This is a genomic window from Pseudobacillus wudalianchiensis, from assembly GCF_001685015.1.
GTDB lineage: Bacteria > Bacillota > Bacilli > Bacillales > Domibacillaceae > Pseudobacillus > Pseudobacillus wudalianchiensis.
This window is the reverse complement of sequence record NZ_MAYT01000027.1, coordinates 278,659-301,597: the sequence shown is the minus strand read 5'-3', so window position 1 is coordinate 301,597 and position 22,939 is coordinate 278,659. Positions and strand designations below refer to the sequence as shown.

26 protein-coding genes and 1 riboswitch are annotated in these 22,939 nt (G+C 46.0%); of the genes, 25 read left to right on the top strand and 1 reads right to left on the bottom strand.

Annotated features, from left to right (window positions below):
• The first annotated feature begins 157 nt into the window (after window positions 1-157).
• From dapF to A8F95_RS14615, 4 genes are all read left to right on the top strand, one after another.
• Window positions 158-1,150 carry a diaminopimelate epimerase gene (gene dapF / locus A8F95_RS14630; RefSeq protein WP_065411172.1) on the top strand — a complete coding sequence of 331 codons (993 nt, stop codon included), beginning with the start codon at window positions 158-160 and terminating at the stop codon, window positions 1,148-1,150.
• 71 nt (window positions 1,151-1,221) lie between these two features.
• Window positions 1,222-2,553, top strand: coding sequence for a D-serine ammonia-lyase (locus A8F95_RS14625; RefSeq protein ID WP_065411171.1), 1,332 nt, complete (start codon window positions 1,222-1,224; stop codon window positions 2,551-2,553).
• Window positions 2,554-2,643: 90 nt separating this feature from the next.
• Entirely contained in the window at window positions 2,644-3,696 is a 1,053-nt protein-coding gene (locus tag A8F95_RS14620; protein ID WP_065411170.1) for a mechanosensitive ion channel family protein, read from the top strand.
• Window positions 3,697-3,717: 21 nt separating this feature from the next.
• Window positions 3,718-4,488 (top strand): NRDE family protein, encoded by a 771-nt coding sequence (locus A8F95_RS14615; RefSeq protein ID WP_065411169.1) that lies wholly within the window; start codon window positions 3,718-3,720, stop codon window positions 4,486-4,488.
• Between the two features lie 60 nt (window positions 4,489-4,548).
• On the opposite strand, the gene A8F95_RS14610 is transcribed toward A8F95_RS14615, so the two are convergent.
• Window positions 4,549-5,121: a biotin transporter BioY gene (locus A8F95_RS14610; RefSeq protein ID WP_065411168.1), complete on the bottom strand. Its 573-nt coding sequence runs from the start codon at window positions 5,119-5,121 to the stop codon at window positions 4,549-4,551.
• A gap of 233 nt (window positions 5,122-5,354) precedes the next feature.
• Between A8F95_RS14610 and A8F95_RS14605 the strand changes: the two genes are divergently transcribed.
• The 21 genes from A8F95_RS14605 to A8F95_RS22565 all read left to right on the top strand — a co-directional run bounded on the left by A8F95_RS14605 (window position 5,355) and on the right by A8F95_RS22565 (window position 22,915).
• A complete protein-coding gene (locus A8F95_RS14605; RefSeq protein WP_065411167.1) occupies window positions 5,355-6,308 on the top strand; it encodes a GHMP family kinase ATP-binding protein in 954 nt (317 codons plus the stop codon).
• A 24-nt stretch (window positions 6,309-6,332) separates the two neighbouring features.
• Window positions 6,333-6,522, top strand: a riboswitch (cobalamin riboswitch).
• Between the two features lie 156 nt (window positions 6,523-6,678).
• Window positions 6,679-7,062: a (2Fe-2S) ferredoxin domain-containing protein gene (locus tag A8F95_RS14600; protein WP_065411166.1), complete on the top strand. Its 384-nt coding sequence runs from the start codon at window positions 6,679-6,681 to the stop codon at window positions 7,060-7,062.
• 19 nt (window positions 7,063-7,081) lie between these two features.
• Window positions 7,082-8,668 carry a precorrin-3B C(17)-methyltransferase gene (gene cobJ, locus A8F95_RS14595; protein ID WP_065411165.1) on the top strand — a complete coding sequence of 529 codons (1,587 nt, stop codon included), beginning with the start codon at window positions 7,082-7,084 and terminating at the stop codon, window positions 8,666-8,668.
• A gap of 15 nt (window positions 8,669-8,683) precedes the next feature.
• The gene (locus A8F95_RS14590; protein ID WP_065411164.1) at window positions 8,684-9,589 is read left to right on the top strand and encodes a sirohydrochlorin chelatase; all 906 of its coding nucleotides are present in this window, start codon (window positions 8,684-8,686) and stop codon (window positions 9,587-9,589) included.
• Entirely contained in the window at window positions 9,586-10,377 is a 792-nt protein-coding gene (gene cobK / locus A8F95_RS14585) for a precorrin-6A reductase (RefSeq protein WP_065411163.1), read from the top strand. Before A8F95_RS14590 ends, cobK begins: the two co-directional genes overlap by 4 nt.
• The gene (locus tag A8F95_RS14580; RefSeq protein WP_065411162.1) at window positions 10,367-11,014 is read left to right on the top strand and encodes a precorrin-8X methylmutase; all 648 of its coding nucleotides are present in this window, start codon (window positions 10,367-10,369) and stop codon (window positions 11,012-11,014) included. Before cobK ends, A8F95_RS14580 begins: the two co-directional genes overlap by 11 nt.
• Before the next feature lie 2 nt (window positions 11,015-11,016).
• Window positions 11,017-12,120 (top strand): cobalt-precorrin-5B (C(1))-methyltransferase, encoded by a 1,104-nt coding sequence (locus tag A8F95_RS14575; RefSeq protein ID WP_065411161.1) that lies wholly within the window; start codon window positions 11,017-11,019, stop codon window positions 12,118-12,120.
• Window positions 12,113-13,330 carry a bifunctional cobalt-precorrin-7 (C(5))-methyltransferase/cobalt-precorrin-6B (C(15))-methyltransferase gene (locus A8F95_RS14570; protein ID WP_065411160.1) on the top strand — a complete coding sequence of 406 codons (1,218 nt, stop codon included), beginning with the start codon at window positions 12,113-12,115 and terminating at the stop codon, window positions 13,328-13,330. The genes A8F95_RS14575 and A8F95_RS14570 overlap by 8 nt, the downstream gene beginning before the upstream one ends.
• Window positions 13,327-14,031 (top strand): precorrin-2 C(20)-methyltransferase, encoded by a 705-nt coding sequence (gene cobI / locus A8F95_RS14565; RefSeq protein ID WP_065411159.1) that lies wholly within the window; start codon window positions 13,327-13,329, stop codon window positions 14,029-14,031. Before A8F95_RS14570 ends, cobI begins: the two co-directional genes overlap by 4 nt.
• Window positions 14,028-14,801: a precorrin-4 C(11)-methyltransferase gene (cobM, locus tag A8F95_RS14560; protein WP_065411158.1), complete on the top strand. Its 774-nt coding sequence runs from the start codon at window positions 14,028-14,030 to the stop codon at window positions 14,799-14,801. Before cobI ends, cobM begins: the two co-directional genes overlap by 4 nt.
• Entirely contained in the window at window positions 14,798-15,922 is a 1,125-nt protein-coding gene (locus tag A8F95_RS14555) for a cobalt-precorrin 5A hydrolase (RefSeq protein ID WP_245671352.1), read from the top strand. Before cobM ends, A8F95_RS14555 begins: the two co-directional genes overlap by 4 nt.
• A gap of 33 nt (window positions 15,923-15,955) precedes the next feature.
• Complete coding sequence (locus tag A8F95_RS14550) at window positions 15,956-17,350, top strand: cobyrinic acid a,c-diamide synthase CobB (RefSeq protein ID WP_065411359.1); 1,395 nt, start codon at window positions 15,956-15,958, stop codon at window positions 17,348-17,350.
• Window positions 17,328-17,966: a precorrin-2 dehydrogenase/sirohydrochlorin ferrochelatase family protein gene (locus A8F95_RS14545; protein ID WP_065411157.1), complete on the top strand. Its 639-nt coding sequence runs from the start codon at window positions 17,328-17,330 to the stop codon at window positions 17,964-17,966. Before A8F95_RS14550 ends, A8F95_RS14545 begins: the two co-directional genes overlap by 23 nt.
• Window positions 17,963-18,739, top strand: a complete 777-nt coding sequence (gene cobA / locus A8F95_RS14540) for a uroporphyrinogen-III C-methyltransferase (RefSeq protein WP_065411156.1) — start codon at window positions 17,963-17,965, stop codon at window positions 18,737-18,739. The genes A8F95_RS14545 and cobA overlap by 4 nt, the downstream gene beginning before the upstream one ends.
• A 29-nt stretch (window positions 18,740-18,768) precedes the next feature.
• Window positions 18,769-19,521 carry an energy-coupling factor ABC transporter permease gene (locus tag A8F95_RS14535; protein ID WP_065411155.1) on the top strand — a complete coding sequence of 251 codons (753 nt, stop codon included), beginning with the start codon at window positions 18,769-18,771 and terminating at the stop codon, window positions 19,519-19,521.
• A complete protein-coding gene (locus A8F95_RS14530) occupies window positions 19,522-19,818 on the top strand; it encodes an energy-coupling factor ABC transporter substrate-binding protein (protein WP_176713729.1) in 297 nt (98 codons plus the stop codon).
• On the top strand, window positions 19,815-20,591 hold the full coding sequence (cbiQ, locus tag A8F95_RS14525) for a cobalt ECF transporter T component CbiQ (protein ID WP_065411154.1): 777 nt from the start codon (window positions 19,815-19,817) through the stop codon (window positions 20,589-20,591). Before A8F95_RS14530 ends, cbiQ begins: the two co-directional genes overlap by 4 nt.
• Before the next feature lie 23 nt (window positions 20,592-20,614).
• Window positions 20,615-21,481, top strand: coding sequence for an energy-coupling factor ABC transporter ATP-binding protein (locus A8F95_RS14520; RefSeq protein WP_065411153.1), 867 nt, complete (start codon window positions 20,615-20,617; stop codon window positions 21,479-21,481).
• A 219-nt stretch (window positions 21,482-21,700) separates the two neighbouring features.
• Window positions 21,701-21,823 carry a hypothetical protein gene (locus A8F95_RS23240; RefSeq protein ID WP_281181781.1) on the top strand — a complete coding sequence of 41 codons (123 nt, stop codon included), beginning with the start codon at window positions 21,701-21,703 and terminating at the stop codon, window positions 21,821-21,823.
• Window positions 21,824-21,894: 71 nt separating this feature from the next.
• Entirely contained in the window at window positions 21,895-22,365 is a 471-nt protein-coding gene (yiaA, locus tag A8F95_RS14515) for an inner membrane protein YiaA (protein WP_065411152.1), read from the top strand.
• Between the two features lie 406 nt (window positions 22,366-22,771).
• Complete coding sequence (locus tag A8F95_RS22565; protein WP_176713713.1) at window positions 22,772-22,915, top strand: hypothetical protein; 144 nt, start codon at window positions 22,772-22,774, stop codon at window positions 22,913-22,915.
• The last annotated feature ends 24 nt before the right edge of the window (window positions 22,916-22,939 follow it).

The following is a 22,939-nucleotide window of genomic DNA, read 5'->3' as shown; positions in this document are numbered from 1 at the left end:
ATATTTAAATTTTCGCTATATAATCCGAACTACTTGCTTTACCAGGCTTCGCTTTTTCAGTTAAAAGAACGATTGTATATTTATAAGAAAGCATAGACCAACGCTTTAATTTTTTGTATGCTAATAAAAAAGCATAAGCAGATTGTGGGGAGAACACATGCAGATTGAATTGATTAAATGTCATGGATCAAGCAATGATTTTTTATTAATAGATGAGTGGACAAACGGTTATTCCTTTACCGAGGAAGAAAGAAGGCAATTGTCAATCGCTTTATGTGATAGAGGGTCCAGTCTTGGAGCAGACGGCATTTTATTCGTGCTGGAAAGCAAGCAGGCGGATGCGAAGATGAGAATATTCAATTCCGACGGTTCCGAAGCATCAATGTGCGGAAACGGGCTCCGTTGTTTAGGTCGTTACGTATGTGAATTGTTGAAAAAAGATGAAATTGTCGTTGAAACGATGAAGGCGGATTTACAGGTAACGAAGGATGAGGATCTGTACGAGGACGTGCCAACGTATCGGGTGGAAATTTCACCGGTCTTATTTTCGCTGTCCAGCCTGCCGATGCATCTAGGAGGCAAAGATACCTTATTAAATGAAGTGGTACCAGAGCTGTCTGATTCCATTGCATTCTCCGCCGCAGCGGTGCCAAACCCTCATTTAATTGCCATTGTGGATCAAGCGCAAATCGCTTCCGACGAACAAAAACAAATTGCTGAAAGACTGAACGGTCCAAATGATATTTGTCCTGATGGGGTAAATGTTAGCTTCGTGCATCCAATGAAGCCGGGGAAAATTTATGTGAGAACCTTTGAGCGCGGGGTGGGCTTTACGAATGCTTGCGGAACGGCGATGTCTGCTTCCAGCTTAGTGACGTGCTTGCTTGATTTAAACAAGCTTGAAGAAACCATTGAGGTATTCAATAATGGCGGCAAAGTCCGCTGTGTCGCTCACAAAAAAGCAGACGGCGGCTATTGGATTGATTTGATCGGCAACGCCACTTACTTATACGACGCAGTAGTTGAGGTGAATTTACATGATCCGTCTTCCTTTAGTTTAGTGAATAAGCAGGAAAGAGCGGAACAGGAACAGTATGAGAAGCTAGGGAATGAAGTAAAAGTATTGTTACAGCAAACGGTTTTTGCTTAAGAACAAGTTGAAGAAATTCCAAGAGTCCTCTCTTGGAATTTCTTCATTATAAGTGTAGAGGGGGAGTATAAATGAATGATGAAAAGCTGAATAGTCTTGAGACTCAATGGCCGTTAATCACCGAGATGAAAGCTGGTGAAGAAGTTACGTGGCTGAATGAACGAACATTAAAAGCCGAAACTGACCAGTTGCCGATTACACTCGAGGAAATAGAGGAGGCTGATGCCAGGCTAAGAAGATTTGCGCCTTTTTTGGCAACGGTGTTCCCCGAAACGAAAGCAACAGACGGCATTATTGAATCACCTTTATTTGAAATCGCTCACATGAAGAGGTTTTTTGAAAAACAGCATAACGAAAAGATGGAGGGCCGCCTGTACTTGAAGGCTGATCACTTGTTGCCGGTTGCAGGCTCTGTAAAAGCACGCGGCGGTATGTATGAGGTGTTGAAGCATGCTGAAAGTCTTGCTATCGAGAATGATCTCTTATCGACAGAAGAAGATTATAGTAAACTAGCTAGTGATGAAATGAGAGCTTTTTTCTCTCGCTACTCACTTGCGGTCGGCTCTACCGGCAATTTAGGATTAAGTATTGGCATGACAGGAGCAGCACTCGGATTTCAGACGACGGTTCATATGTCTGCTGATGCAAAAGAGTGGAAGAAAAGACGTCTTCGAGACAGAGGCGTAACCGTTATAGAGTATGAAGATGACTATAGCCGTGCTGTAGAAGAAGGCAGAGTATTGAGTGCTAAAACGGAAAACAGCTTTTTTATCGATGATGAACATTCAAAAGAGCTATTTTTAGGCTATTCAACAGCCGCTCTTCGCTTGCAAGAGCAATTTCGTGAGAATGGTATCATTGTGGATGCAGACCATCCGTTAATTGTTTATTTGCCATGTGGCGTAGGCGGGGCCCCTGGAGGAATTTTCACTGGTTTAAAACGAGTGTTTGGCGAGCACGTCTACGGCTTTTTCGCTGAACCAGTGCAAGCTCCTTGCATGCTGCTCGGTTTAATGACGGGACTGCACGATGAAATAGCGGTGCAGGATGTCGGCATTGAATTAAGAACGGAGGCAGACGGACTCGCTGTTGGCAGGCCATCAAGCTTTGTCGGCAAAGCTGTAGCAAATGATTTAGATGGAGTTTTTACGGTGTCGGATGACACGCTCTTTATTTATTTGCAGCAAATGGCTGCGCTCGAAGGAGAGAAACTGGAGCCTTCTGCCTTGGCAGGGATAGAAGGGCCAATCCGTGCAAAAGAAAGCGGGTGGCTAGACAGCCATTTAACAGAAAGCCAGCGGAAAGGCGCCGCTCATCTCGTCTGGTCAACAGGAGGCAGCCTCGTGCCAGAAGAAGAAATGAAGGCCATGATCGAAAAAGGAGAACATTTATACGCTGAATAAGATGCGCTGCACTACCGCCGCTCTCTCTTGTTTAAACTTTCTTTATGAAGGTAAAGGAAAAGAAAGAGAGTATAAGGTAGTGGTAATCATATGGAGAACATCGTAAACATTTTTTCATCGGAAAATTTAGCGAGCAAATCTTTAGACTTCGCTCTATTTTCTACCCTAATTTTAACAGTTAAGTGGCTCGTTATGAACGTCGTTAAAAGAAAGAAACATGCTCCGGGTTCTTGGAAAAGAGAGCTGATTCCGCTTTTAAACACGACATTAAATTGGCTTACTTTTTACGGTATCCTGTTGTTATTTCTCTATTATTTCTCCAAAGAGAAATGGCTGTTTTACCCGCTCTATACGTCGGGAGATGCGGAAGTAACCGTTTTTTTGATTCTTGTAGCGATCTTGACGGTGTCTCTTGCCCAAAGACTCGTGAAGCTGTTCAATCGTTTTGTGATGAGCAGGGTGTATGATTTTTATGATTTAGACAACGGAGTGGCGTATACATTTAACCGGCTGATTTATTATACGGTTATGGTTATTGCACTGGCCATCAGCTTTGCAACTGTCGGTCTTGATTTAACAGCGGCCGCTGCCTTATTTAGTGTGCTCGGCATTGGAATTGGTTTTGGGATGCGAAATGTAGCAGGGAATTTTGTCTCAGGGATTATTATTTTATTTGAACGGCCGATTGAAGTTGGAGAAGTCGTAGAAGTAAACGGCAAATTTGGCAAAGTGGAAAAAATCCGGCTTCGCTCCACTGTTGTCAAAACAGCAACAGAAGGCTCTTTAATCGTGCCGAATCAATATTTTATTGAGCAGATCGTGCCAAATCGTTCAGGCGCGGAAGTCATCGCAGAAGTAGTAGTCGAAGTAACGTTTGGGCAAGATACAGAAAAGGTGGAAGAATTGTTATACGAAGCGGCTGATAAAGTCATTGCCGAAAAAGAAGTTGAGCCGCGAGGACCTAAAAATGTTCGTTTCATAGATTTTCGCAATGAGGCGATGGTGTTTAAGGTAGAAGTGCCTGTACAAAGTATTGTAATTAAGCAGAAGATTGAAAGCAGGCTTCGTCACGCGATTGCCTTCCTTTTCCAAAAAAATAATATTCGCCTAGCTTCGCAGCCGATTGAAGTGAAGCCGTCATAATCGTCAGAAAGGTGCAAGCATATGTGTTTAATTAACTTTTGTTTTCAGCCGAACGACCGATATAAATTGGTGATGGCGGCTAATCGGGATGAATCTTTCGTGCGCCCTACCCAACAAGCTCATTATTGGCAGGACGCGCCTCGTATTCTAGCCGGGCGTGACCTTGAAAAGATGGGGACGTGGCTCGGTGTCACAACAAGTGGTCGAATTGCAGCACTGACAAATTTTCGCGACCCTTCGGAAAAAATAGAGGGAAAGCGATCTCGCGGGGAAATTATCCGCTCTTTTTTGGCTGATTCACAGCCGCCAGAAATATTCATGACTCAACTCCAGCAGCAAAGCAATCAATATCCAGGCTTTAATGTACTCGCTGGCACAGCGGATGAGCTGTGGTATTATAGCAACAAAAAAGCTGGGATAGAGACAGTTCTTCCCGGCACACATAGCTTAAGCAATGCCTTTTTGAATACGCCATGGCCAAAATCAGAAAAAGGAAAAGCGTACCTTGAACAATGCTTGCATCACTCATCGACGCTTGATCCGGAGTGTTTGTTTTCGTTCTTGCAGGACGACGAATGGGCTCTAGATGAGGCGCTGCCTAAGACAGGTGTGCCGCTTGAGTGGGAAAGAAAGCTTTCACCGCTTTTTATCAACAGTGAACACTACGGTACAAGGTCGTCGACCGTCTTGATCATAGACCGGACGAATCACGTTACATTTGCGGAAAGAACGTATCTCCAAGGTAAACTTGTTGGAGAAAAAAACTTTCAATTTCAAATAGAACCTAAATAAAAAGAGCTGTCTTACAGTGAGTCTTAAACGACTGACTTGTAAGGCAGCTCTTTTACGCCATTAAGCGGTATGATTACGAACTGATTGCGGCAGCAGACGTGCCGAAGTTAAACGTTTCCGAACTTGGATACCGATCCATGAAGCGAGCAATGCTTTAATAATTCCGCCAATGATAAACGGAGCAAATCCGGCCGCAAAAGCTTCTGCCCAACCGAGCTGGGCAAAAATCTTTAACCAGACTGTACCGAAAGCTAGATTAATGATCATGCCAATAATATTAGCGATAAAAGCGTGGAAAACGGCAGGCTTTGTTTTTTCGATATACCAGCCGATAAAGAAGGCAGAGAGAATAAAGCTGATAATGTACCCGCCGGTTGGTCCAAAAATAATGCCCATTCCGCCAGACATACCAGAGAAAACCGGAAGGCCGACTGCTCCGATCAGCATATACAGAAGAGCTGACAGCGCTCCGTATCGAGAACCGAGAATGGTAGCTGCTAAACCGATCGCCAACGTTTGTCCTGTAATGGGAACGAGCGGTAAAGGAATGGTAATTTGAGCGAAAATCCCGATGATCGCAGCGAAAAGAGCCGCTGTTAACATCATTCTTAATTTTTCATGTTGAGCAGACATATGTATCCCTCCAAGCAGAATAGAACAATCCATAAATGTTAACCTTATTTTAAATAACGGCGACTTATTGTGTCAATGATATTTTAATTTATCTTGATTCAGTATGTATAAAATTCAAATTTAAAATAAACCTTTAGTAAATAACGGGTGATACGTAATTGGAATAGAGAAAGAAACGGTCTATAATAAGTTATCGCAAATTTTTCATTCTTTCTGAAGGAGGGAAGCAGCTGATGAAAAAAGGAGTAGGCAGGTGCTTTGGCACGTTTGGAGAACTGGCGCAAGGAGAAGTGGATGATCATCCCTTTTTGTTCACTTTGCCAGTGCCGCTTAGAAGCCAAGTTGTGTTTGTTCCTCAAAAAATATCTGCCGTGACAAGCAGCCGCCCCCACCAGGAAAAAATGATACGGGCCGTGGAACTGACACTTGACCGGATTGGTGTTCGAGCCGGTGGCAGGCTCTATGCTCAGTCACAGCTGCCAACTGGAAAAGGGATGGCGAGCAGCTCGGCTGATATTACCGCGGCAGTGCGGGCGGTTGCTGACAGTTTTGATGTTCAGTTTGATACATCTGATATAGCTGGCATTGCAGCTGCCATTGAACCAACGGATGGCGTGATGTATGAAGGAATTGTTTCCTTCAATCAGCGGACGGGTGAACTGTTAGAGTCTTTTTCTTCTCCGCCAGAGTTGTTTTTGCTTGGCTATGATAGCGGTGGGCGCGTAAATACATCCGATTGTTATGAAATAAAAAGAGAATACACAGCAGCAGAGCGCGAAGAAATGCGGCAAGCGTACGAGCAAATGTATGCTGGGTTGTCTCTCGGCAAAACTGAAGATGTGCTGACAGCTGCTACAAGAAGCGCTACACTAAATGAGCGTTTCTTGCCAAAGCCTTTCTTTTCCTTTTTTGTTGAACTAGCTGCTCGCTTCGAAGCAGGAGTGGTCGTTGGTCACAGTGGCACTGTGCTCGGCTTGCTTTTTAATACAAAGGATCGTTCTCTTGATAAAAAGGTGGAGGAAATAAAAAAGCTGATCGCTCAAACTGCTGGCTGGAATCCATTTATTTTGACTTCTATTCCATTCAAAAATAAGAGTCTGGAAAAGCGGTCATTAGACCCATTTAAAAAATGTGCTTGTCAAATAGAAGACTTTCCTGCTAATCTAATAAAGGAGTTTGAGATTTAGAAAAATTAGGATGAACTACATAAAATTGAATAACAAGAGGAGAGTGCCCGGGGAGTCAATCCCCGGGATAATAGGGAAATCGGTGAAAGTCCGATGCAGCCCCCGCTACTGTAAACGGTGATGAAATTGTCAACAGCCACTGGCGTAATGCCGGGAAGGGACAAGAGTAAAGTGACCCGTAAGCCAGGAGACCTGCTTTCTTCTTCGAACCATCATTCTTCGGAGGGAAGAACAGGATGACTGCATGGAACGGTACCGGCATGCCCGGGTGTTTGCCTGTTCCTTTAGTAGCTTGCATACATAGCGCTTAGTCCTTAACTTCTTCTGAAGTTAAGGACTTTTTTATTTTTTCTAAAAAGGAGTGGAGAAGATGGCAACATGGGACTTGTCAGAAATGAACCATCACGTATTGATTTGCAACGGATCGAGCTGTATGAGAAAAGGCGGAGAAGAAGTAACACAGGCTATCAGGGAGGAAATAAAAAAACGGGAGCTGGATGTCCGTGTTCACACGACAAGAACGAGATGCAATGGCCGCTGCAAAGATGCTTGTGTGGTCATCGTCTATCCGGAAGGCACATGGTACCACGAGGTGGATGAACAGCTCGCGGAGAAAATTGTTGCCGCTCATCTTCACGAAGGCAAGCCGGTTGAAGAAGCTCTGACGTACACTTATCACGAAAAGGGAATGATTCTTCAAAATGAACGTGTAACCGGTGTGGCCAAAGAGAAAGAAAAGCAAACAGTAAAGTAAGTACAGGAGGGCGAACGGAATGAAGGGGAAACTAGTAGTTGTCGGATTTGGGCCGGGCAGCGCAGAACACATTACAGAACGGGCGAAAGAAGCACTTAGGGAAAGTGACTGTATTATCGGTTATAAAACATACGTCGATTTAATTGCAGAATTTATTGAAGGAAAAGAGATCATTAGCACGGGAATGTCGGAAGAAGTGAGCCGCGCGCAGGCAGCCGTCAAATTAGCGGAAGAAGGCAAAACAGTGGCGGTCATTTCAAGCGGAGATGCCGGCGTGTACGGCATGGCAGGACTCGTCTATGAAGTGCTCGTTGAACAAGGCTGGAAAGAGGCAGAGGGTGTCGGCGTAGAAATTGTTCCAGGCATTTCAGCGATAAATTCTTGCGCCTCTCTCCTTGGCGCTCCCGTCATGCACGACGCTTGTACGATTAGCTTAAGTGATCATTTAACACCGTGGGAGTTAATTGCCAAGCGGATCGATGCGGCCGGTGCAGCAGATTTTGTCATCGCTCTGTACAATCCAAAGAGCGGCAGAAGAACGAGACAAATTGTAGAAGCACAGCGCATTTTACTAAAGCATCGTTCACCGGATACACCGGTCGGTCTCGTAAAAAGTGCTTACCGGGAAAGAGAGCAAGTGGTCATAACCGACCTTAAAAATATGCTCGATCACGATATTGGCATGCTGACCACAGTCATTATCGGTAATTCAACAACGTTCCTTTATGACAACAAGATGATCACGCCACGAGGCTATCAGCGTAAATATACACTGACATCAGAAAAGCAGCCGCTAAGACCGCATGAACGATTAAAGCCGAAAAATGAGCCGTGGGCTCTTCACGGTGGACAAGAGGAAAAAACGGATTTATACAAGCTTGGAATGCAGGCGCTTCGCCTTTTAGACGGACAAGAGAAACAGGAGGCGAGCCGGCCGCTATTCAAGCAGAAGATCGAATCCATTTTCGAAGTAGCTGTCAGCCCGGGAGTAGCGAATAAGATGTTTTCAGCTGAGCAGCTGCTCGTTCTCTCGAAGGCAGCAGGAGAAAAAGGGTCTATCGAGTACACACCTCACCACCAAGTGATTTTGCGAGTGCCGACAGAAGATCCTGAGCTCATAACAGCTTCTTTACAGGATGCCGGCTTCTTGCTTTCGCCTATTGGGGATGTTGTAACGGTGAAAGCCTGTGACTTCTGTGATGGTGAAAAGAAAGATGCGATTCCATACGCTGAACAGCTGCATGAGAAGTTCGACGGTCTAGACATGCCGAAAGAACTGAAAATAGGGTTGAACGGCTGCGGAATGGCCTGCTACGGGGCAGTGAAAGATGACATCGGCATCGTATTTCGCAAAGGCAAGTTTGATTTATTCCTAGGAGCGAAGACCGTCGGCCGGACAGCTCACGCTGGACAGCCTGTTGCTGAAGGAGTGGAGCCAGAGGCACTCGTTCCATTGTTGGAGGAGATTATTGCGGAATATAAAGAAAAAGGCCATCCGAATGAGCGATTCTTTAAATATTTTAAACGTGTAAAAAAGATCCAAAACTTTGATTATCGTGATATGGAACCAAAAATAAATCTTGAACCTGCACCCTGTGGGGATTAAAGGAGCGGAAAGCAGATGAAGGCAGTTTTATTTGTCGGCCATGGGAGCCGGGATCCAGAAGGAAATGAACAAATCAGGCAATTTATTGATGAGCTTATTCCAGAGCTTGAGAAAGGTGTTATCTATGAAACTTGTTTTTTAGAATTTGAACAGCCGAACATTACAAAAGGGATCGATACATGTGTGACAAAAGGAGCGACGTCTGTTGCGCTTGTTCCGCTCATGCTGCTGCCAGCCGGACACTCTAAAATACATATTCCTCATGAAATTGACGAGGCGAAGGAGAAATACCCGGCAGTTCGGTTTACATACGGCAAGCCAATCGGGATTCATTACGAAGCGGTGGATATTTGTAAAAACCGTGTGCTAGAAACGGGTGATTACAAAGAAGGATCGGATGAGAAAACGGCTGTGATTTTACTCGGACGGGGCGGCAGCGATGCTGATGCCAATAGTGATTTATTCAAGATCACCCGGTTGTTATGGGAGAAGCTGCGAGTTCCAATTATTGAAACGGCCTTTATTGGTGTCACGTCGCCAAGCTTGGAGGAAACAGTAGAGAAAACGATCCGTCTTGGTGCAGAAAAAGTCATTATTCTTCCTTACTTCTTGTTTACGGGTGTTTTAATCAAGCGGCTGGAGAACATGACAGAGCAGTTTCGTGTAGCTTATCCAGGAATTTCCTTCTCGCTTGCCGAGTACTTTGGTTTTCACCCTAAGTTAAAAATCGTCGTGAAAGACCGGGTGGAGGAAGTGTTGAAAGGTGAAGTGTACATGAATTGTGATACATGCCAATACCGTTTTGAAGCGATGGAGCATATTGACCATCACCATCATCATGACCACGATCATGATCACCACCACGATCATCCTCATGACCATAGCCATGAGGGAGAAAGTGAGGCGGCAACAGTCAAATGATTTTCTTTTTAGCGGGGACAAGTGATGCGCGGGAGCTTGCGGTCACTTTACAGCGGGAAGGGCATCGGCTCATTGCCTCGGTCGTCACCGAGAATGCGGTGAAAGAACTGGAGCAGATGGCTGTTCCGGCCTTTGCCGGACGCATGGATGCCGAAGCGATGCAAGCCTTTGTTTTAGAAAAAGAAGCAGCGGCTATTGTGGATGCGAGCCACCCATTTGCAGAAGAAGCGTCTAAAAACGCGATGGAAGCGGCAGAACGAGCTGGCGTTCCTTACATTCGCTTTGAAAGAAAAGAACAAAATTTTCAAGAATCACCGCTCATTACGTACGTGTCTACATATGAAGAAGCCGCTGACAGGGCAGCCAAGGCGAAAGGAACAGTGATGCTGACGACAGGCAGCAAGACATTGGCGATTTTTACCGAGAAATTGCTGCCGATTGAGGACATTCGCCTTGTGTGCCGGATGCTGCCGCGAAAGGACAATATGGAGAAATGTGAACAGCTGGGCTTGCCGCAGAAAAATATTGTCGCTATTCAAGGTCCATTCACGAAAGCCTTTGATCAGGCACTGTATGAACAGTACAACGTAACGTGCATGGTGACAAAAGCGAGCGGGCAGCGGGGCTCAGTTGATCAAAAAATTGAAGCGGCTAAAGAGCTGGGCATCGAAACGATTGTGATCGAACGGCCGGCGATCAACTACAAAAACCGCTGTTCGAGCTTTGAAGAAGTACGGGACATGCTTTTGACATTCGAGATTAGAGGGGGAGAACGAGTTGGATTTTAAAACAGAATTTAAGCCGGAAACGGTTCAGCCGATGGAAATTGAAGGACTTAGCTTTGACATTATTACAGAGGAATTTGGCCCGCATTCATTGACAGCTGAAGAATACAAAGTCGTACAGCGTGTCGTGCATGCTTCGGCTGACTTTGAGCTTGGAAAAAGCATGCTGTTTCATCCGAATGCCATCCAAGCAGGAATCGAAGCAATCCGGAACGGAGAACGGATTATCTGTGATGTGCAAATGGTACAGTCAGGTGTCAGCAAGCCAAGAATTGAAAAATTCGGCGGCAGTACCCACGTTTACATTTCTGATGAGGATGTAATGGAAGAAGCGAAAAGACTGAATACAACGAGAGCGATTGTGTCTATGCGTAAAGCTACAGCAGAAGCGGACGGAGGTATCTATGCGATCGGCAATGCACCGACCGCTTTGCTTGAACTGATTCGGCTTGTGAAAGAGGGAATCGCCAAGCCAAGCCTGATTATCGGTTTGCCTGTCGGCTTTGTCTCAGCAGCTGAGTCAAAAGAAGAGCTCGCCAAGCTCGATATTCCGTTTATCACGAACATCGGAAGAAAAGGCGGAAGCACAGTGACAGTTGCTGCTGTCAACGCTTTGTCCCTGCTTGCGCAACAAGAATGACGATGAAAACGGAAGAAAAGAAGGAAGAAAAACCGCTAAGAAAAGGCTATACGACCGGTGCCTGCGCTACGGCTGCTGTTCAAGCGGCACTCGTTTCGCTGTTATCCGGAGAAAAACAGGAAACAGCGACGATCTTTCTTCCGGCCAAAGTGTTCGCCACTTTTGCTGTTGAGAAGTGCGAAGTAAAAGAAGACCGGGCAATAGCCGCGATTAAAAAAGATGCTGGAGACGATCCAGATGTTACGCACGGAGCTATTATTTATGCGGAAGTGATCTTAAAAGAAGAACCCGGCATTGAACTTGACGGCGGTGAAGGGGTGGGCCGGGCAACGAAGCCGGGGCTGGCTGTCGAGGTCGGCCAAGCGGCGATTAACCCGGTGCCAAGAAAAATGATTTTATCAGAGGCCGAAAAAATCTTAACGGATTTCAACAGAACAGAAGGCTTAAAGATCATTATCTCGGTTCCCGGCGGTGAAGAGATGGCTAAGAAAACGCTCAATGGAAGGCTTGGCATTATCGGCGGCATTTCGATTTTAGGCACACGCGGAATTGTCATGCCTTTTTCCACAGCTGCTTATAAAGCGAGCATTATTCAGGCGGTGCAAGTCGCACGAGCTGGCGGCTGTGATCATGTGGCGATCACAACAGGCGGGCGGAGTGAGAAATACGCCATCCAGCAATTGCCGGAGTTAAAAGAAGAAGCATTCATTGAAATGGGGGACTTTATCGGTTTTACCCTCAAGCATTGCAAACGGCTCGGCATCAAGAGGGTGTCCATGGTCGGCATGATGGGCAAGTTTTCTAAAGTTGCTCAGGGAGTGATGATGGTCCATTCGAAAAGCGCGCCTGTCGATTTTAATTTTTTGGCCGAAACAGCGCTGCAGGCTGGAGCCTCCCCGGAGGAAGTAGAAGAAGTAAGAGGAGCGAATACCGCTTCCCATGCCGGGGAGTTAATGGCGGCGGCCGGCCACTATCGTTTTTTCGATATTCTGTGCGCCAGCTGTTGTGAGCATGCGCTGAAGGAAGTAGGCGGCGGGATGGAGATTGAAACTACTTTATACACGTTTAAAGGTGAATGTTTAGGAAAGGCGGAATGTCATGGGTGAACGGATCAAGATTATTGGCATAGGGGACGACGGCCGAAAAGGCTTGCCGGCTCTTTATGAAAAATGGATCAACGAGGCAGACTTGTTGGCTGGAGGGGAACGGCAGCTCGCATTTTTTTCTGATTATGAGGGAGAGACTTTTACGATTAAAGGGAATTTACGGGAGTTAAAAGAAAAGCTGCGAGAACCACAGCAAGGAAAAACCGTTGTGCTCGCCTCTGGCGATCCGTTGTTTTACGGAGTGGGCGGTTATTTGTCAAAAGAGGCAGAAGTGGATATTTATCCGCAGCCGAGCTCTGTACAGCTCGCTTTTGCCAGAATGGGCGAAAGCTGGAGCGATGCAGCCGTCATCAGCCTGCATGGACGTAAAATAACGGGTCTTGCCCAGCGGCTCGATGGCAAAGAAAAGGTTGCTTTGTTAACGGATGAAGTGAATTCTCCTCAAGCGATTGCCCGGTATTTAACTTTTTTTGGCATAAATGAGTACAAAGCATTCGTAGCTGAGAACCTTGGCGGCGAACAGGAACGCTGCCGCTGGCTGTCATTAGCGGAGATGGAAAAGGGGGAATTCTCACCGTTAAATGTAGTGATTTTAAAACAGGTAGAGAAGCCGAAGCGATGGCCGCTTGGGATTCCTGATGAAGAATTTGTCCAAAGAAAGCCGGATAAGGGCTTGCTGACGAAAAAGGAAATCCGGGTGCTCACGATTGGCCAGATGAACCTTCATCAAAATAGTGTCGTCTGGGATATCGGCACATGTACCGGCTCAGTTGCCATCGAAGCCGCTAAAATTGCTTCAGAAGGGGCTGTCTATGCCATTGAAAAGAACGAAGAAGACCTTGAAAATGCCAGAGAAAATTTCGCGAAATTCCGGACAGATATTACAGCCGTGCATGGAAAAGCCCCTGAAGGATTGGAAAGCTTTCCTGATCCAGATGCGGTATTCATCGGTGGGACAGCTGGAAATATCAATGGGATTTTTGATGAATGCTGCAGCCGTTTAAAAGATGCCGGGACGATTGTGATGAATGTCGTGACTCTTGAAAATTTATCTGAAGCGCAGCAGGCTCTTAAAGAGCGCGGCTTTCAAGTAGACATCACACTCGCCCAAATAGCGAGAAGCAAACCAATTTTACATTTAACGAGAATGGAAGGGTTAAACCCGGTTTATATTATCACAGCCAAAAGGATGAAGGAGGACCAGTCATGACGACAGGCACATTATATGGAGTAGGTGCAGGACCCGGCGACCCGGAATTGATTACAGTAAAAGCTTTTCGGGCACTGCAGGAGTCATCGGTTATTGCTTACCCGAAAAAAAGGAAAGGCAGCAAAAGCTATGCACGGAAAATCATCGATGCTTATGTGGATCCATCCGAAAAGGATATGCTCGGCCTTGTGTTTCCGATGACGAAGGATCCGGCGATTTTAGAGCGGGAATGGAATGCAACCGCAGAAGCGGTCTGGGAAAAACTGAGTGAAGGAAAAGATGTCGCTTTTATTACGGAAGGGGACCCGCTTCTCTATAGTACGTTTATACATATGATGAATGTGATGAAGGAACGCTACGGGAATGTCAGCATGAAAGTCATTCCGGGCATTTCCTCTATCAACGGAGCAGCCGCACGGCTTTCATTGCCGCTTGCGGACGGCGATGATCTCGTTGCGATTGTGCCAGCGAAGGATGACTATGAAGCAATGAAAAAAGCGATTGAAGAACATGACTGCATCATCTTTATTAAAGTCGCTAAAGTAATAGATTTAATGCTTCAGATTTTAAAAGAGTTGAATTTAACCGATAAGGCAAAAGTCGTTTCCAAAGTAACCTCAGAAGAAGAGATTGTGTGGAGCATGGAAGAACTCGAAGGCGCTGAGCCGGAGTATCTGACTTTAATGGTGGTGAGAAAATGAAGCTGTTTATCGTCGGAGCAGGTCCGGGAGCGGCCGATTTAATTACCGTCAGGGGGCTGCGGCTGATCAAAGAAGCGGACGTCATTTTATACGCTGATTCTCTCGTAAATGAAGACGTGTTTCAAGAAGCCAAGCCCGAAGCAGAAATTTTAAAGACAGCCGGCATGCATTTGGAAGAGATGGTGGACGTGATGATTGAGCATTTGCAGGCGGGCAAAAAAGTCGTTCGGCTTCATACGGGCGACCCGGCTGTATACGGGGCGATTATGGAGCAAATGACGCTGTTAAAAGAAAAAGGCGTCGATATTGAAATCGTGCCTGGTGTCAGCTCTGTTTTTGCGGCGGCGGCCAGTGCGGGTGCGGAGCTAACGATTCCTGATTTAACCCAAACCGTTATTTTAACGAGAGCAGAAGGGCGTACGCCGGTGCCGGATCGGGAGAAATTAGCCGATTTAGCGAAGCATCACTGCACGATCGCTTTTTTCCTTAGCGCCACGCTGACAAAGAAAGTCATGAGAGAGTTAATGGACGCAGGGTGGGCACCGGAAACGCCGGTAGCGGTCGTTTATAAAGCAACATGGCCGGATGAAAAAATCGTGCGTACGACTGTCGAGAATCTGGATGAAGATATGAGAAAAAACGGCATTCGCAAACAAGCAATGATCTTAGCAGGCTGGGCGCTTGACCCGGCGATTCATGAAAAGGATTTTCGTTCTAAGTTATATGATAAAGAGTTCACGCATGGCTACCGCCGGGGGGTGAAATCGTGACGGTCAAAACAGAGGCTCACCATTTGCCAGAGGTGACCGCAACAGGGGACTATGCCATTGTGGCGATCACGAAGCATGGGACCCAGCTCGCGCGAAGAATTCATGCTGTCTTTCCCGGCAGCGACCTTTATTACATGAAGAAGTTTGAGCAGGGGGATGAAAGCGGGCAAGGGATTACCCTATTCGAAGGCTCTGTCCGTTTGCTGCTGCCAGAGCTGTTTGCCAAGTATAAAGGGCTGATTCTTATTATTTCTCTCGGTGCGGTTGTCCGGATGATCGCCCCTATTTTGAAGGATAAAAAGACGGACCCGGGTGTGGTGGTCGTCGATGATAAAGGAGAGCATGTGATCAGTGTTCTTTCGGGCCATATCGGCGGAGCGAACGAGCTGGCACGGGAAGTGGCTGCCCTCATTGGAGCCTATCCGGTTGTGACCACTGCTTCTGATGTGCAAAAAACCATTCCAGTTGATTTATTCGGCCGCCGCTTTGGCTGGGTGTGGGAATCAGATGAAAAGCTGACACCAGTGAGTGCGGCAGTGGTGAACGAAGAAAAGGTCGCAGTCGTGCAGGAATCCGGTGAGAAAAACTGGTGGATGTATGATACACCGATGCCGGACACGATTCATGTTTTTTCTTCTATTCAAAAAGCGCTGGCTGAAAAACCGGCGGCTGCTCTTGTCGTCACGCACCGGCAGCTGGAAAAAGAAGAAGAGATCATTTTAACGAACGGCGTGTTGTTTCGTCCGAAAGTGCTCGTTCTTGGTATTGGCTGCAATCGCGGTACCGCTGCAGAGGAAATTGAACAAGTGATCGAAGAAACATTGAGTGAGTTAAAGGTAAGCATGAAAAGCGTCAAAGCGATCGCAACGATTGACTTGAAAAAGGATGAAGCCGGATTGCTTGAAGTGGTGCGGAAATACCGCTGGGAATTCGTATACTTCAGGCCAGAAGAATTGAATCAAAAAGAGATTTCTCAACCGTCCGAAACGGTCTATAAATTTACGGGTGCTTACGGAGTGAGCGAACCGGCCGCTATGCTTTGCAGCGGAAATGATGAGCTGCTGCTTACGAAGAAAAAATCAGGAAATGTCACCATTTCAGTTGGACTCATTTCCTATTAGAAAGGGGGAAGGAACGTGAGGCAAAGAAGAATAATGATTGCCGGGACGAGCAGCGGCGCGGGCAAAACAACGGTTACCCTTGGCTTAATGGCGGCTTTTCATGCGCGAGGCCAGGTTGTACAAGGGTTTAAATGCGGTCCCGATTATATTGATCCGGCTTACCATACGGCGGTCACCGGCAGGCCTTCCCGCAATCTTGACAGCTGGATGATGGATCAGGAAACCGTCAAAGAGGTCTATGCAAGAGGCGCAGCCGGAGCAGACTTATCGATCCTAGAAGGAGTCATGGGCTATTTTGACGGCCGCGATCCGCTCACAGATGAAGGCAGCTCGGCTGACCTGAGCCGTCTGCTTGATTGCCCGGTTTTACTAGTCGTGAATTGTGCCAGTATGGCACGCAGTGCGGCTGCCGTCGTCAAAGGATTTCAGGTGATGGACAAGGCAGGAAACATTGCCGGTGTGATTGCGAATCAGGTCGGAAGTGAGAGCCACTACCAAATTGTGAAAGCAGCGATTGAACAAGAATGCGGGCTACCGGTCGTTGGTTATTTAAAGAAAAACACAGCCGCCGCTATTCCAGAGCGCCATCTCGGCTTGGTTCCTTCAGTAGAAAGAGGAGAACTGGATGAGCTTTTTCATACACTTGGTGAGCTTATTTCAGCCACGATCGATCTAGATGAAGTTTGGAAAATAGCCGAAACCACTCTAATAGAAGAGAAGCCAGAGACGATCTTTACAAAGAAAAAATCGGCCACTGTTAAGATGGCTGTTGCCCGGGATGCAGCTTTTAATTTTTATTACGAGGAGAATGTAGAGCTGTTAAAAGCAAATGGCGCCGAGCTCTCTTTTTTCTCACCGCTTGCCGGGGAACCTGTCCCAGAAGATACCGCTGGTTTATATATTGGCGGCGGCTTTCCAGAAGAGTTTGCTGCCCAGCTCGCTGAGAATCAAAATGTGAAAGAATCTATTCGTGTAGCTGTAGAAAAGGGAATGCCAGTACTTGCTGAATGCGGTGGCTTTATGTATCTAACTCAAGCGATTGAGGATACAGAAGGGCAGTTGTATCCGATGGCAGGTATTATTCCAGGGAAGGTTAAGATGCAAAAGAAGCTCGCGGCCCTTGGCTATCGCGAGTTAACGGGATTAGAGCCGAATTTTCTCTTACCTGTTGGGGAAAAGGCGCGAGGGCATGAATTTCACTATTCAACTTTCACTGCAGATGATTCACTTCCGGCCGCTTGGCAATCGGCCGGAAGAAGAGGGACGAAAGCAGAAGGATGTCTCGTTCATAATGTAGCGGCGAGTTACATTCATTTTCATTTTGCTTCTTCACCGGAGATGGCTGAGCGGTTTGTGGAAGCATGTGAGAAGTATAAGGAAGAACAAGGCATTGGGAGTGAAAGCTATGCTTTATCCGGTGATGCTTAACATTGCCGGCAAAAAAGCAGTCGTGGTAGGAGGAGGATCCGTTGCGGTTCGAAAAGCTCGTTCTCTTATCGAAGCAGGGGCACTAGTGGAAGTGATCAGCCCCGAGATAGCGGAAGCGATGGAGGAGCTGCTGGATGTCCACGAGATAAAGTGGCGAAAGAAAGAGTTTGCACCGGCTGATTTGACAGATGCTTTTATCGTAATTGCTGCTACAAATAGCCAGGAAACGAACGAGTTTATTCAGCGCAGTGCTTCTTCCTATCAGCTCGTCAATCGGGTGGATGATCCGAAAGAAAGCAGTTTTATCGTGCCGGCTTCATTTAAAAAAGACAAGCTTTGTGTAGCAGTCAGCACACATGGAGCGAGCCCGGCGTTAAGCAAAAGGATCATTCAGGAGCTGAAGGAGCAGTTCGATGCTTCGTATATTTCTTATGTAACCTTTTTGGACGAGTGCCGGGCTGCCGTTAAACGACTATGCCCGGATTCCTCTGGCAGGAAAATGATGTTAAAAAGGTTGGCCAGTTCAGCTTTTGAAGAAAAGGCGAAGGCAGCTTCTCCTGCTGAAAGAGATCAGCTATTGACAGAAATCGTACGTGATTGGAGGGAAATGCAATGACAACAGGAAAAGTATTTTTAGTGGGTGCCGGTCCGGGTGACCCTAAATTGATTACGGTAAAAGGAATGGAATGTCTGCAAAAGGCAGATGTGATTGCGTATGATCGGCTTGTGAATAAAGAATTACTCGCTTATGCGAAGCCGGGAGCTGAACTGATTTTCTGCGGCAAGCTTCCTGGTAAGCACGCCCTCATTCAAGAGCAAATTAATCGGCTTCTCGTAGAAAAAGCAGAACAGGGCTTGATCGTTGTTCGCTTGAAAGGAGGAGACCCGTGTGTGTTTGGCCGAGTGGGTGAAGAAGCGGAGGAGCTGGCGATCAGCGGCATTCCTTTTGAAATTGTCCCTGGTATTACAGCAGGCATTGCGGCTCCTGCTTATGCAGGGATTCCGATTACCCACCGCGATCACGCTTCAAGCTTTGCGATTGTGACCGCCCACGGACGAGAACAAAAGGGAGAAGATCACATTAATTGGCAGGCGCTTGCTCAAGGAATAGATACGATTGCGTTTTACATGGGAGTCGGTAACCTAGCGCACATCTGTACTCAGCTTATCCGCCATGGAAAAAAGCCCTCTACCCCTGCTGCTCTGATCGAATGGGGAACGACCGCTGAGCAGCGAACCGTTATCGGAGAGTTGTCGTCGCTTGAGCAAAAAGCAAAGGAATGTCACATTTCAAATCCGGCCATCGTCCTTATTGGGGAAGTCGTTCAGCTTAGAGAAAAAATCAGCTGGTTTGAGTCAGTGAACTTACAGCAGCCGATAATCCTCTAAACACACAATTATATTGGGAAGGTGACGATATGCGTAACATACATAAATTAGCCATCGCAACAATGGCTCTTGTCTGTTATTTTTGGATCAGTTCACTGCAGCCAGTGGCCGCTATGCATATTATGGAAGGGTTTCTTCCGTTAAAATGGGCGATTTTTTGGTGGGTTCTAGCCATTCCCTTTATCGCAGCAGGCGTGAGATCGATTCAAAAGACAATGAAACAGCATCCAGAGACGAAAATGATGCTCGGTCTTGCGGGAGCTTTTACTTTTGTATTATCTGCCTTAAAAATTCCGTCTGTTACAGGGAGCAGTTCCCACCCAACCGGTGTAGGACTTGGTACCGTTTTATTCGGCCCGCTGGCCATGACCGTCCTTGGAACGATCGTTTTGCTATTTCAAGCGTTGCTGCTAGCCCACGGCGGATTAACGACGCTAGGCGCCAATGCATTTTCAATGGCGGTCGCGGGGCCCCTCATTACGTATGCTGTGTATAAAGGCTGCAGAAAACTCCATATTAGCTTTGCGGCAGCCGTTTTTCTATCTGCCTTTTTTGGCGATTTAGGTACATACACAGTGACTTCATTTCAGCTGGCGCTTGCTTTTCCAGCTGAGGTTGGCGGCGTATTCGCTTCATTTGCTAAGTTTGCCGGTATTTTCTCGCTTACACAAGTCTCGCTTGCAGTATGTGAAGGAATCCTCACGGTGATCGTGATGAATTGGCTGATGAAATACAACGAAAATGAATTAAAACTACTGAGCATTGTCGGGAAGGGAGCGTAAATCGTGAAAAATATTCTGTTATTCATGCTAGTCGTTCTCCTGGCCGCTGCACCGCTTGTTATGAATCGAGCTGCTGAATTTAATGGGGCGGACGGTGAAGCAGAAGAAGCCATTACAGAAATTAATCCAGATTACACACCTTGGTTTGACGCTCTTTGGGAGCCGCCAAGCGGGGAAGTTGAAAGCTTGCTGTTTGTGCTGCAAGCAGCGGTCGGTGCTTTATTCATCGGCTACTTTATTGGCGCCGGCCGAATGAAAAAGAAATTGGAAGAGAAAGCAGCAGAACGGCTGCAATGAGAGCCATTGATTACTTTGCTCATCACAATCGCTTAGCAGGCTGGCACCCCGTGGAAAAAGCATTATTTGCTTTTTCCCATTTGTTTTTAGTGCTCTTTTTAAAAGAGATGATAGTGTCCATTTTTGTTTTTCTTTTAATGGGCATGGCCGCCGTGTTAGGAGCGAGGGTTCCTTGGCGGTGCTATGTACACTTACTGAGCCTGCCGCTCGTTTTTTTGCTCATGAGCATTCTACCTCTCCTTGTGTCCATCGCTCCGAGCGGAACCGATACAGATGCCTTCATTCAAAGCCATGACGTTCTAGGATGGCATGCCTATATTTCTTCTTCCGCCCTGAAACAGGCGGTTGTTTTATGCTTGTCTGCCTATGCAGCTGTCAGCTGTATGTACTTTTTTATATTAACGACGCCTTTTCAAGGGATTGCACTCGTCCTGTACACTTTGCGTGTTCCCCAAGTGTTTGTTGATCTGACAGCTGTTACGTACCGGTTTATCTTCGTGCTGATTGTCAAAGCCGAGGAAACCTATAAAGCGCAAAAATCCCGGGCTGGCTACAGCGGTTGGCGTTCTTCGCTTCACTCCTTGTCTAGTTTAACAGCCAATTTATTTGTGCAAACGATGAGAGAGGCAAGAGCCGTTCAAATGGCGGTAGATGCGCGGGGAGGAGCGGACGTAAAGAGAAAAGGAGCGTCTGAATATACGCTGCGTCCCTATGCCTGCGGGCTCGTCTTAGTATTATTTTTTCTGTCGTGCAGCATCGGGTTATTTTTCTAACAATCGATAAAGGATGGCATAAAATGATCGAATTAAAAGAGGTTAGTTATCACTATACAGATGGAACAAAAGCGCTTCATGAGGTTTCTCTAACGATTACGGCAGGACGGAAGATCGCCGTGCTTGGCAATAACGGGGCAGGAAAGTCGACGCTCTTTCTTCATTTGAATGGGCTGCTCCGGCCAACGGAAGGCCAGCTTTTGTTTAATGGATCGCCTTTTACCTACAAACGAAAGCAGCTGCAGGAACTGCGCAGACAAGTCGGATTAGTTTTTCAAAATCCTGATACGCAGCTTTTCTCGCCAACGGTTCGGGAAGATGTTCTTTATGGCCCGAGCAATTTAGAATGGGAGCAGGAGCGTATCGAGCAGGCGGCAAAACAGGCGATGGAGCAGACGGGAGTATTAGAATTCCAACACAAACCGCCTCACTTTTTAAGCATTGGACAGAAAAAGCGGGCAGCAATTGCCAGCGTTTTAGCCATGCAGCCCAAACTTCTTGTGCTCGATGAGCCAACAGCCGGTCTCGATCCATACTATGCAAGAAAAATCCTGCATTTGCTGACAGACTGGCATCATGAGGAGACGACGATTATGCTCTCAACACATGATGTGGACTTTGCTTATGAATGGGCTGATGAAATATTAGTGATGAAGCAAGGAAGCATCCAGGCGTTTGGAAGGACAGTTGATATCTTCAATAAGCCTGAACTATTAGCAGACTGTCATTTAGAACGACCGTGGATTATGGAAGTCTACGCAGCTCTTCAAATAGACGAAACACAAAAAATGGAAACCATTCCTAGATCGAAACCGGAATTGCTGGAATGGATCATGAAAAAGACAACTAAAGATAGAGGGAATTTCACAGAGCGCATACTTCTCAAGTAGAAGTGATGCGCTCTGTTTGTTGGCAAACGCTCGCTTTCCTTGTGGCTCGTGACCATTATGATCACTTTGCTCCTCATCAAGTATCGCGCCTTGAAAGACAAACGTTTTCAGCAATCCTGTAGTAGGGAAGATAGACTTTATCTCCATTCCTAAATGCTTTTTATAGGATAAAATAACTGTTCATCCATAAAAAGGTACCCATCTAAAAAGAAAATTGATATGATAAAGAAAAAGTGGTTTTCTTTTGAAAAAATTGAAAAACATGAGAGAAAGCGAGCCATTTGGATGATGCATCGTCAAGCGAAAAGAATGTATTCATTGCAAATGGATGATATGTGGTAGATCCAGGGAGAAGGGTTAAAAAGTAACTGCTTCGATCTACATTCGATCAAAAGACGGGGGAGAAACATTCAATGGCAAATGAAAATGAGATTTTATTAGATAAGGGAAAACAAGATGATACAAAAATGAAAGTAGAGAGAAAAGAGGGAGAACCCACTCCAGCATTTAAAGGCGCATCTTGGGCAGCGCTATTAGTAGGGGTGATCACTTATCTTATTGGTTTGTATAACGCGTCGATGCAGCTGAATGAAAAAGGATATTACTTTGCCATTTTAGTATTCGGACTCTACTCAGCGGTATCCTTACAAAAAGCAGTAAGAGATAAGTATGAGGGAATACCAGTCACAAATATTTATTATGGTATTAGTTGGTTTGCATTTATTGTATCTGTTGCTTTAATGGCCATTGGTTTGTATAACGCGACAAGTATTGTTTTAAGTGAAAAGGGATTCTATGGTATGGCATTTGTTTTAAGCTTATTTGCAGCCATCACGATTCAGAAGAATATTAGAGATGCGCAGAGGGCAAGAGAAAGAGATTGACTGGATAAAAAGCAGAGCTAATTTATATATAAATTAGCTCTGCTTTTTTAGTATTACAGGAGCAGCGGAATTTCATACATCCAAATGAACAAGATAAATCGGGGCAGTACGAGCGTCTAGGCAAACAGGGATAAGGAGTCTGCTGAATTTTATCTTACTCTTGTCCTAATTAATTACTGGGTAAAATGATGATCTCTTCGTTTTCAATACAGTGACATTAGCTAAATTTTTTAAGTTGCCTTTCTTGACAGTTTAAATTTTGATTCAATGTCGACATGCACATGTAACTAATCAATATGGCTATCCCTTTTTATGAAATCCTTTTTTTTCTGTAATTTTTCGAAACAGAACGGAAAAAATAAAGTTGTCCTCCCAAAGACATTTCATACAAAAGGATGATAGCAAAATGAATCATACATGCTTTTATTGTGACGACGACTTGAAGGAGCAGCGAGTCCACCATATTTCTTTTTTTCACGAAAATAAAGAGCGCGAGGAAACGATGTGTACAGAGTGTTACGCTGAGTGGCTTCAAGGGATAAAAGGATAAATAAAAATGAAGAGGCTTGCCCGG

Bases quoted from the DNA above. Each gene is read 5' to 3' on its own strand.
- dapF (WP_065411172.1), top strand. From the start codon at position 158: ATGCAGATTGAATTGATTAAATGTCATGGATCAAGCAATGATTTTTTA.
- A8F95_RS14625 (WP_065411171.1), top strand. From the start codon at position 1,222: ATGAATGATGAAAAGCTGAATAGTCTTGAGACTCAATGGCCGTTAATC.
- A8F95_RS14620 (WP_065411170.1), top strand. From the start codon at position 2,644: ATGGAGAACATCGTAAACATTTTTTCATCGGAAAATTTAGCGAGCAAA.
- A8F95_RS14615 (WP_065411169.1), top strand. From the start codon at position 3,718: ATGTGTTTAATTAACTTTTGTTTTCAGCCGAACGACCGATATAAATTG.
- A8F95_RS14610 (WP_065411168.1), bottom strand. From the start codon at position 5,121: ATGTCTGCTCAACATGAAAAATTAAGAATGATGTTAACAGCGGCTCTT.
- A8F95_RS14605 (WP_065411167.1), top strand. From the start codon at position 5,355: ATGAAAAAAGGAGTAGGCAGGTGCTTTGGCACGTTTGGAGAACTGGCG.
- A8F95_RS14600 (WP_065411166.1), top strand. From the start codon at position 6,679: ATGGCAACATGGGACTTGTCAGAAATGAACCATCACGTATTGATTTGC.
- cobJ (WP_065411165.1), top strand. From the start codon at position 7,082: ATGAAGGGGAAACTAGTAGTTGTCGGATTTGGGCCGGGCAGCGCAGAA.
- A8F95_RS14590 (WP_065411164.1), top strand. From the start codon at position 8,684: ATGAAGGCAGTTTTATTTGTCGGCCATGGGAGCCGGGATCCAGAAGGA.
- cobK (WP_065411163.1), top strand. From the start codon at position 9,586: ATGATTTTCTTTTTAGCGGGGACAAGTGATGCGCGGGAGCTTGCGGTC.
- A8F95_RS14575 (WP_065411161.1), top strand. From the start codon at position 11,017: ATGAAAACGGAAGAAAAGAAGGAAGAAAAACCGCTAAGAAAAGGCTAT.
- A8F95_RS14570 (WP_065411160.1), top strand. From the start codon at position 12,113: ATGGGTGAACGGATCAAGATTATTGGCATAGGGGACGACGGCCGAAAA.
- cobI (WP_065411159.1), top strand. From the start codon at position 13,327: ATGACGACAGGCACATTATATGGAGTAGGTGCAGGACCCGGCGACCCG.
- cobM (WP_065411158.1), top strand. From the start codon at position 14,028: ATGAAGCTGTTTATCGTCGGAGCAGGTCCGGGAGCGGCCGATTTAATT.
- A8F95_RS14550 (WP_065411359.1), top strand. From the start codon at position 15,956: ATGATTGCCGGGACGAGCAGCGGCGCGGGCAAAACAACGGTTACCCTT.
- A8F95_RS14545 (WP_065411157.1), top strand. From the start codon at position 17,328: ATGCTTTATCCGGTGATGCTTAACATTGCCGGCAAAAAAGCAGTCGTG.
- cobA (WP_065411156.1), top strand. From the start codon at position 17,963: ATGACAACAGGAAAAGTATTTTTAGTGGGTGCCGGTCCGGGTGACCCT.
- A8F95_RS14535 (WP_065411155.1), top strand. From the start codon at position 18,769: ATGCGTAACATACATAAATTAGCCATCGCAACAATGGCTCTTGTCTGT.
- cbiQ (WP_065411154.1), top strand. From the start codon at position 19,815: ATGAGAGCCATTGATTACTTTGCTCATCACAATCGCTTAGCAGGCTGG.
- A8F95_RS14520 (WP_065411153.1), top strand. From the start codon at position 20,615: ATGATCGAATTAAAAGAGGTTAGTTATCACTATACAGATGGAACAAAA.
- A8F95_RS23240 (WP_281181781.1), top strand. From the start codon at position 21,701: ATGATAAAGAAAAAGTGGTTTTCTTTTGAAAAAATTGAAAAACATGAG.
- yiaA (WP_065411152.1), top strand. From the start codon at position 21,895: ATGGCAAATGAAAATGAGATTTTATTAGATAAGGGAAAACAAGATGAT.
- A8F95_RS22565 (WP_176713713.1), top strand. From the start codon at position 22,772: ATGAATCATACATGCTTTTATTGTGACGACGACTTGAAGGAGCAGCGA.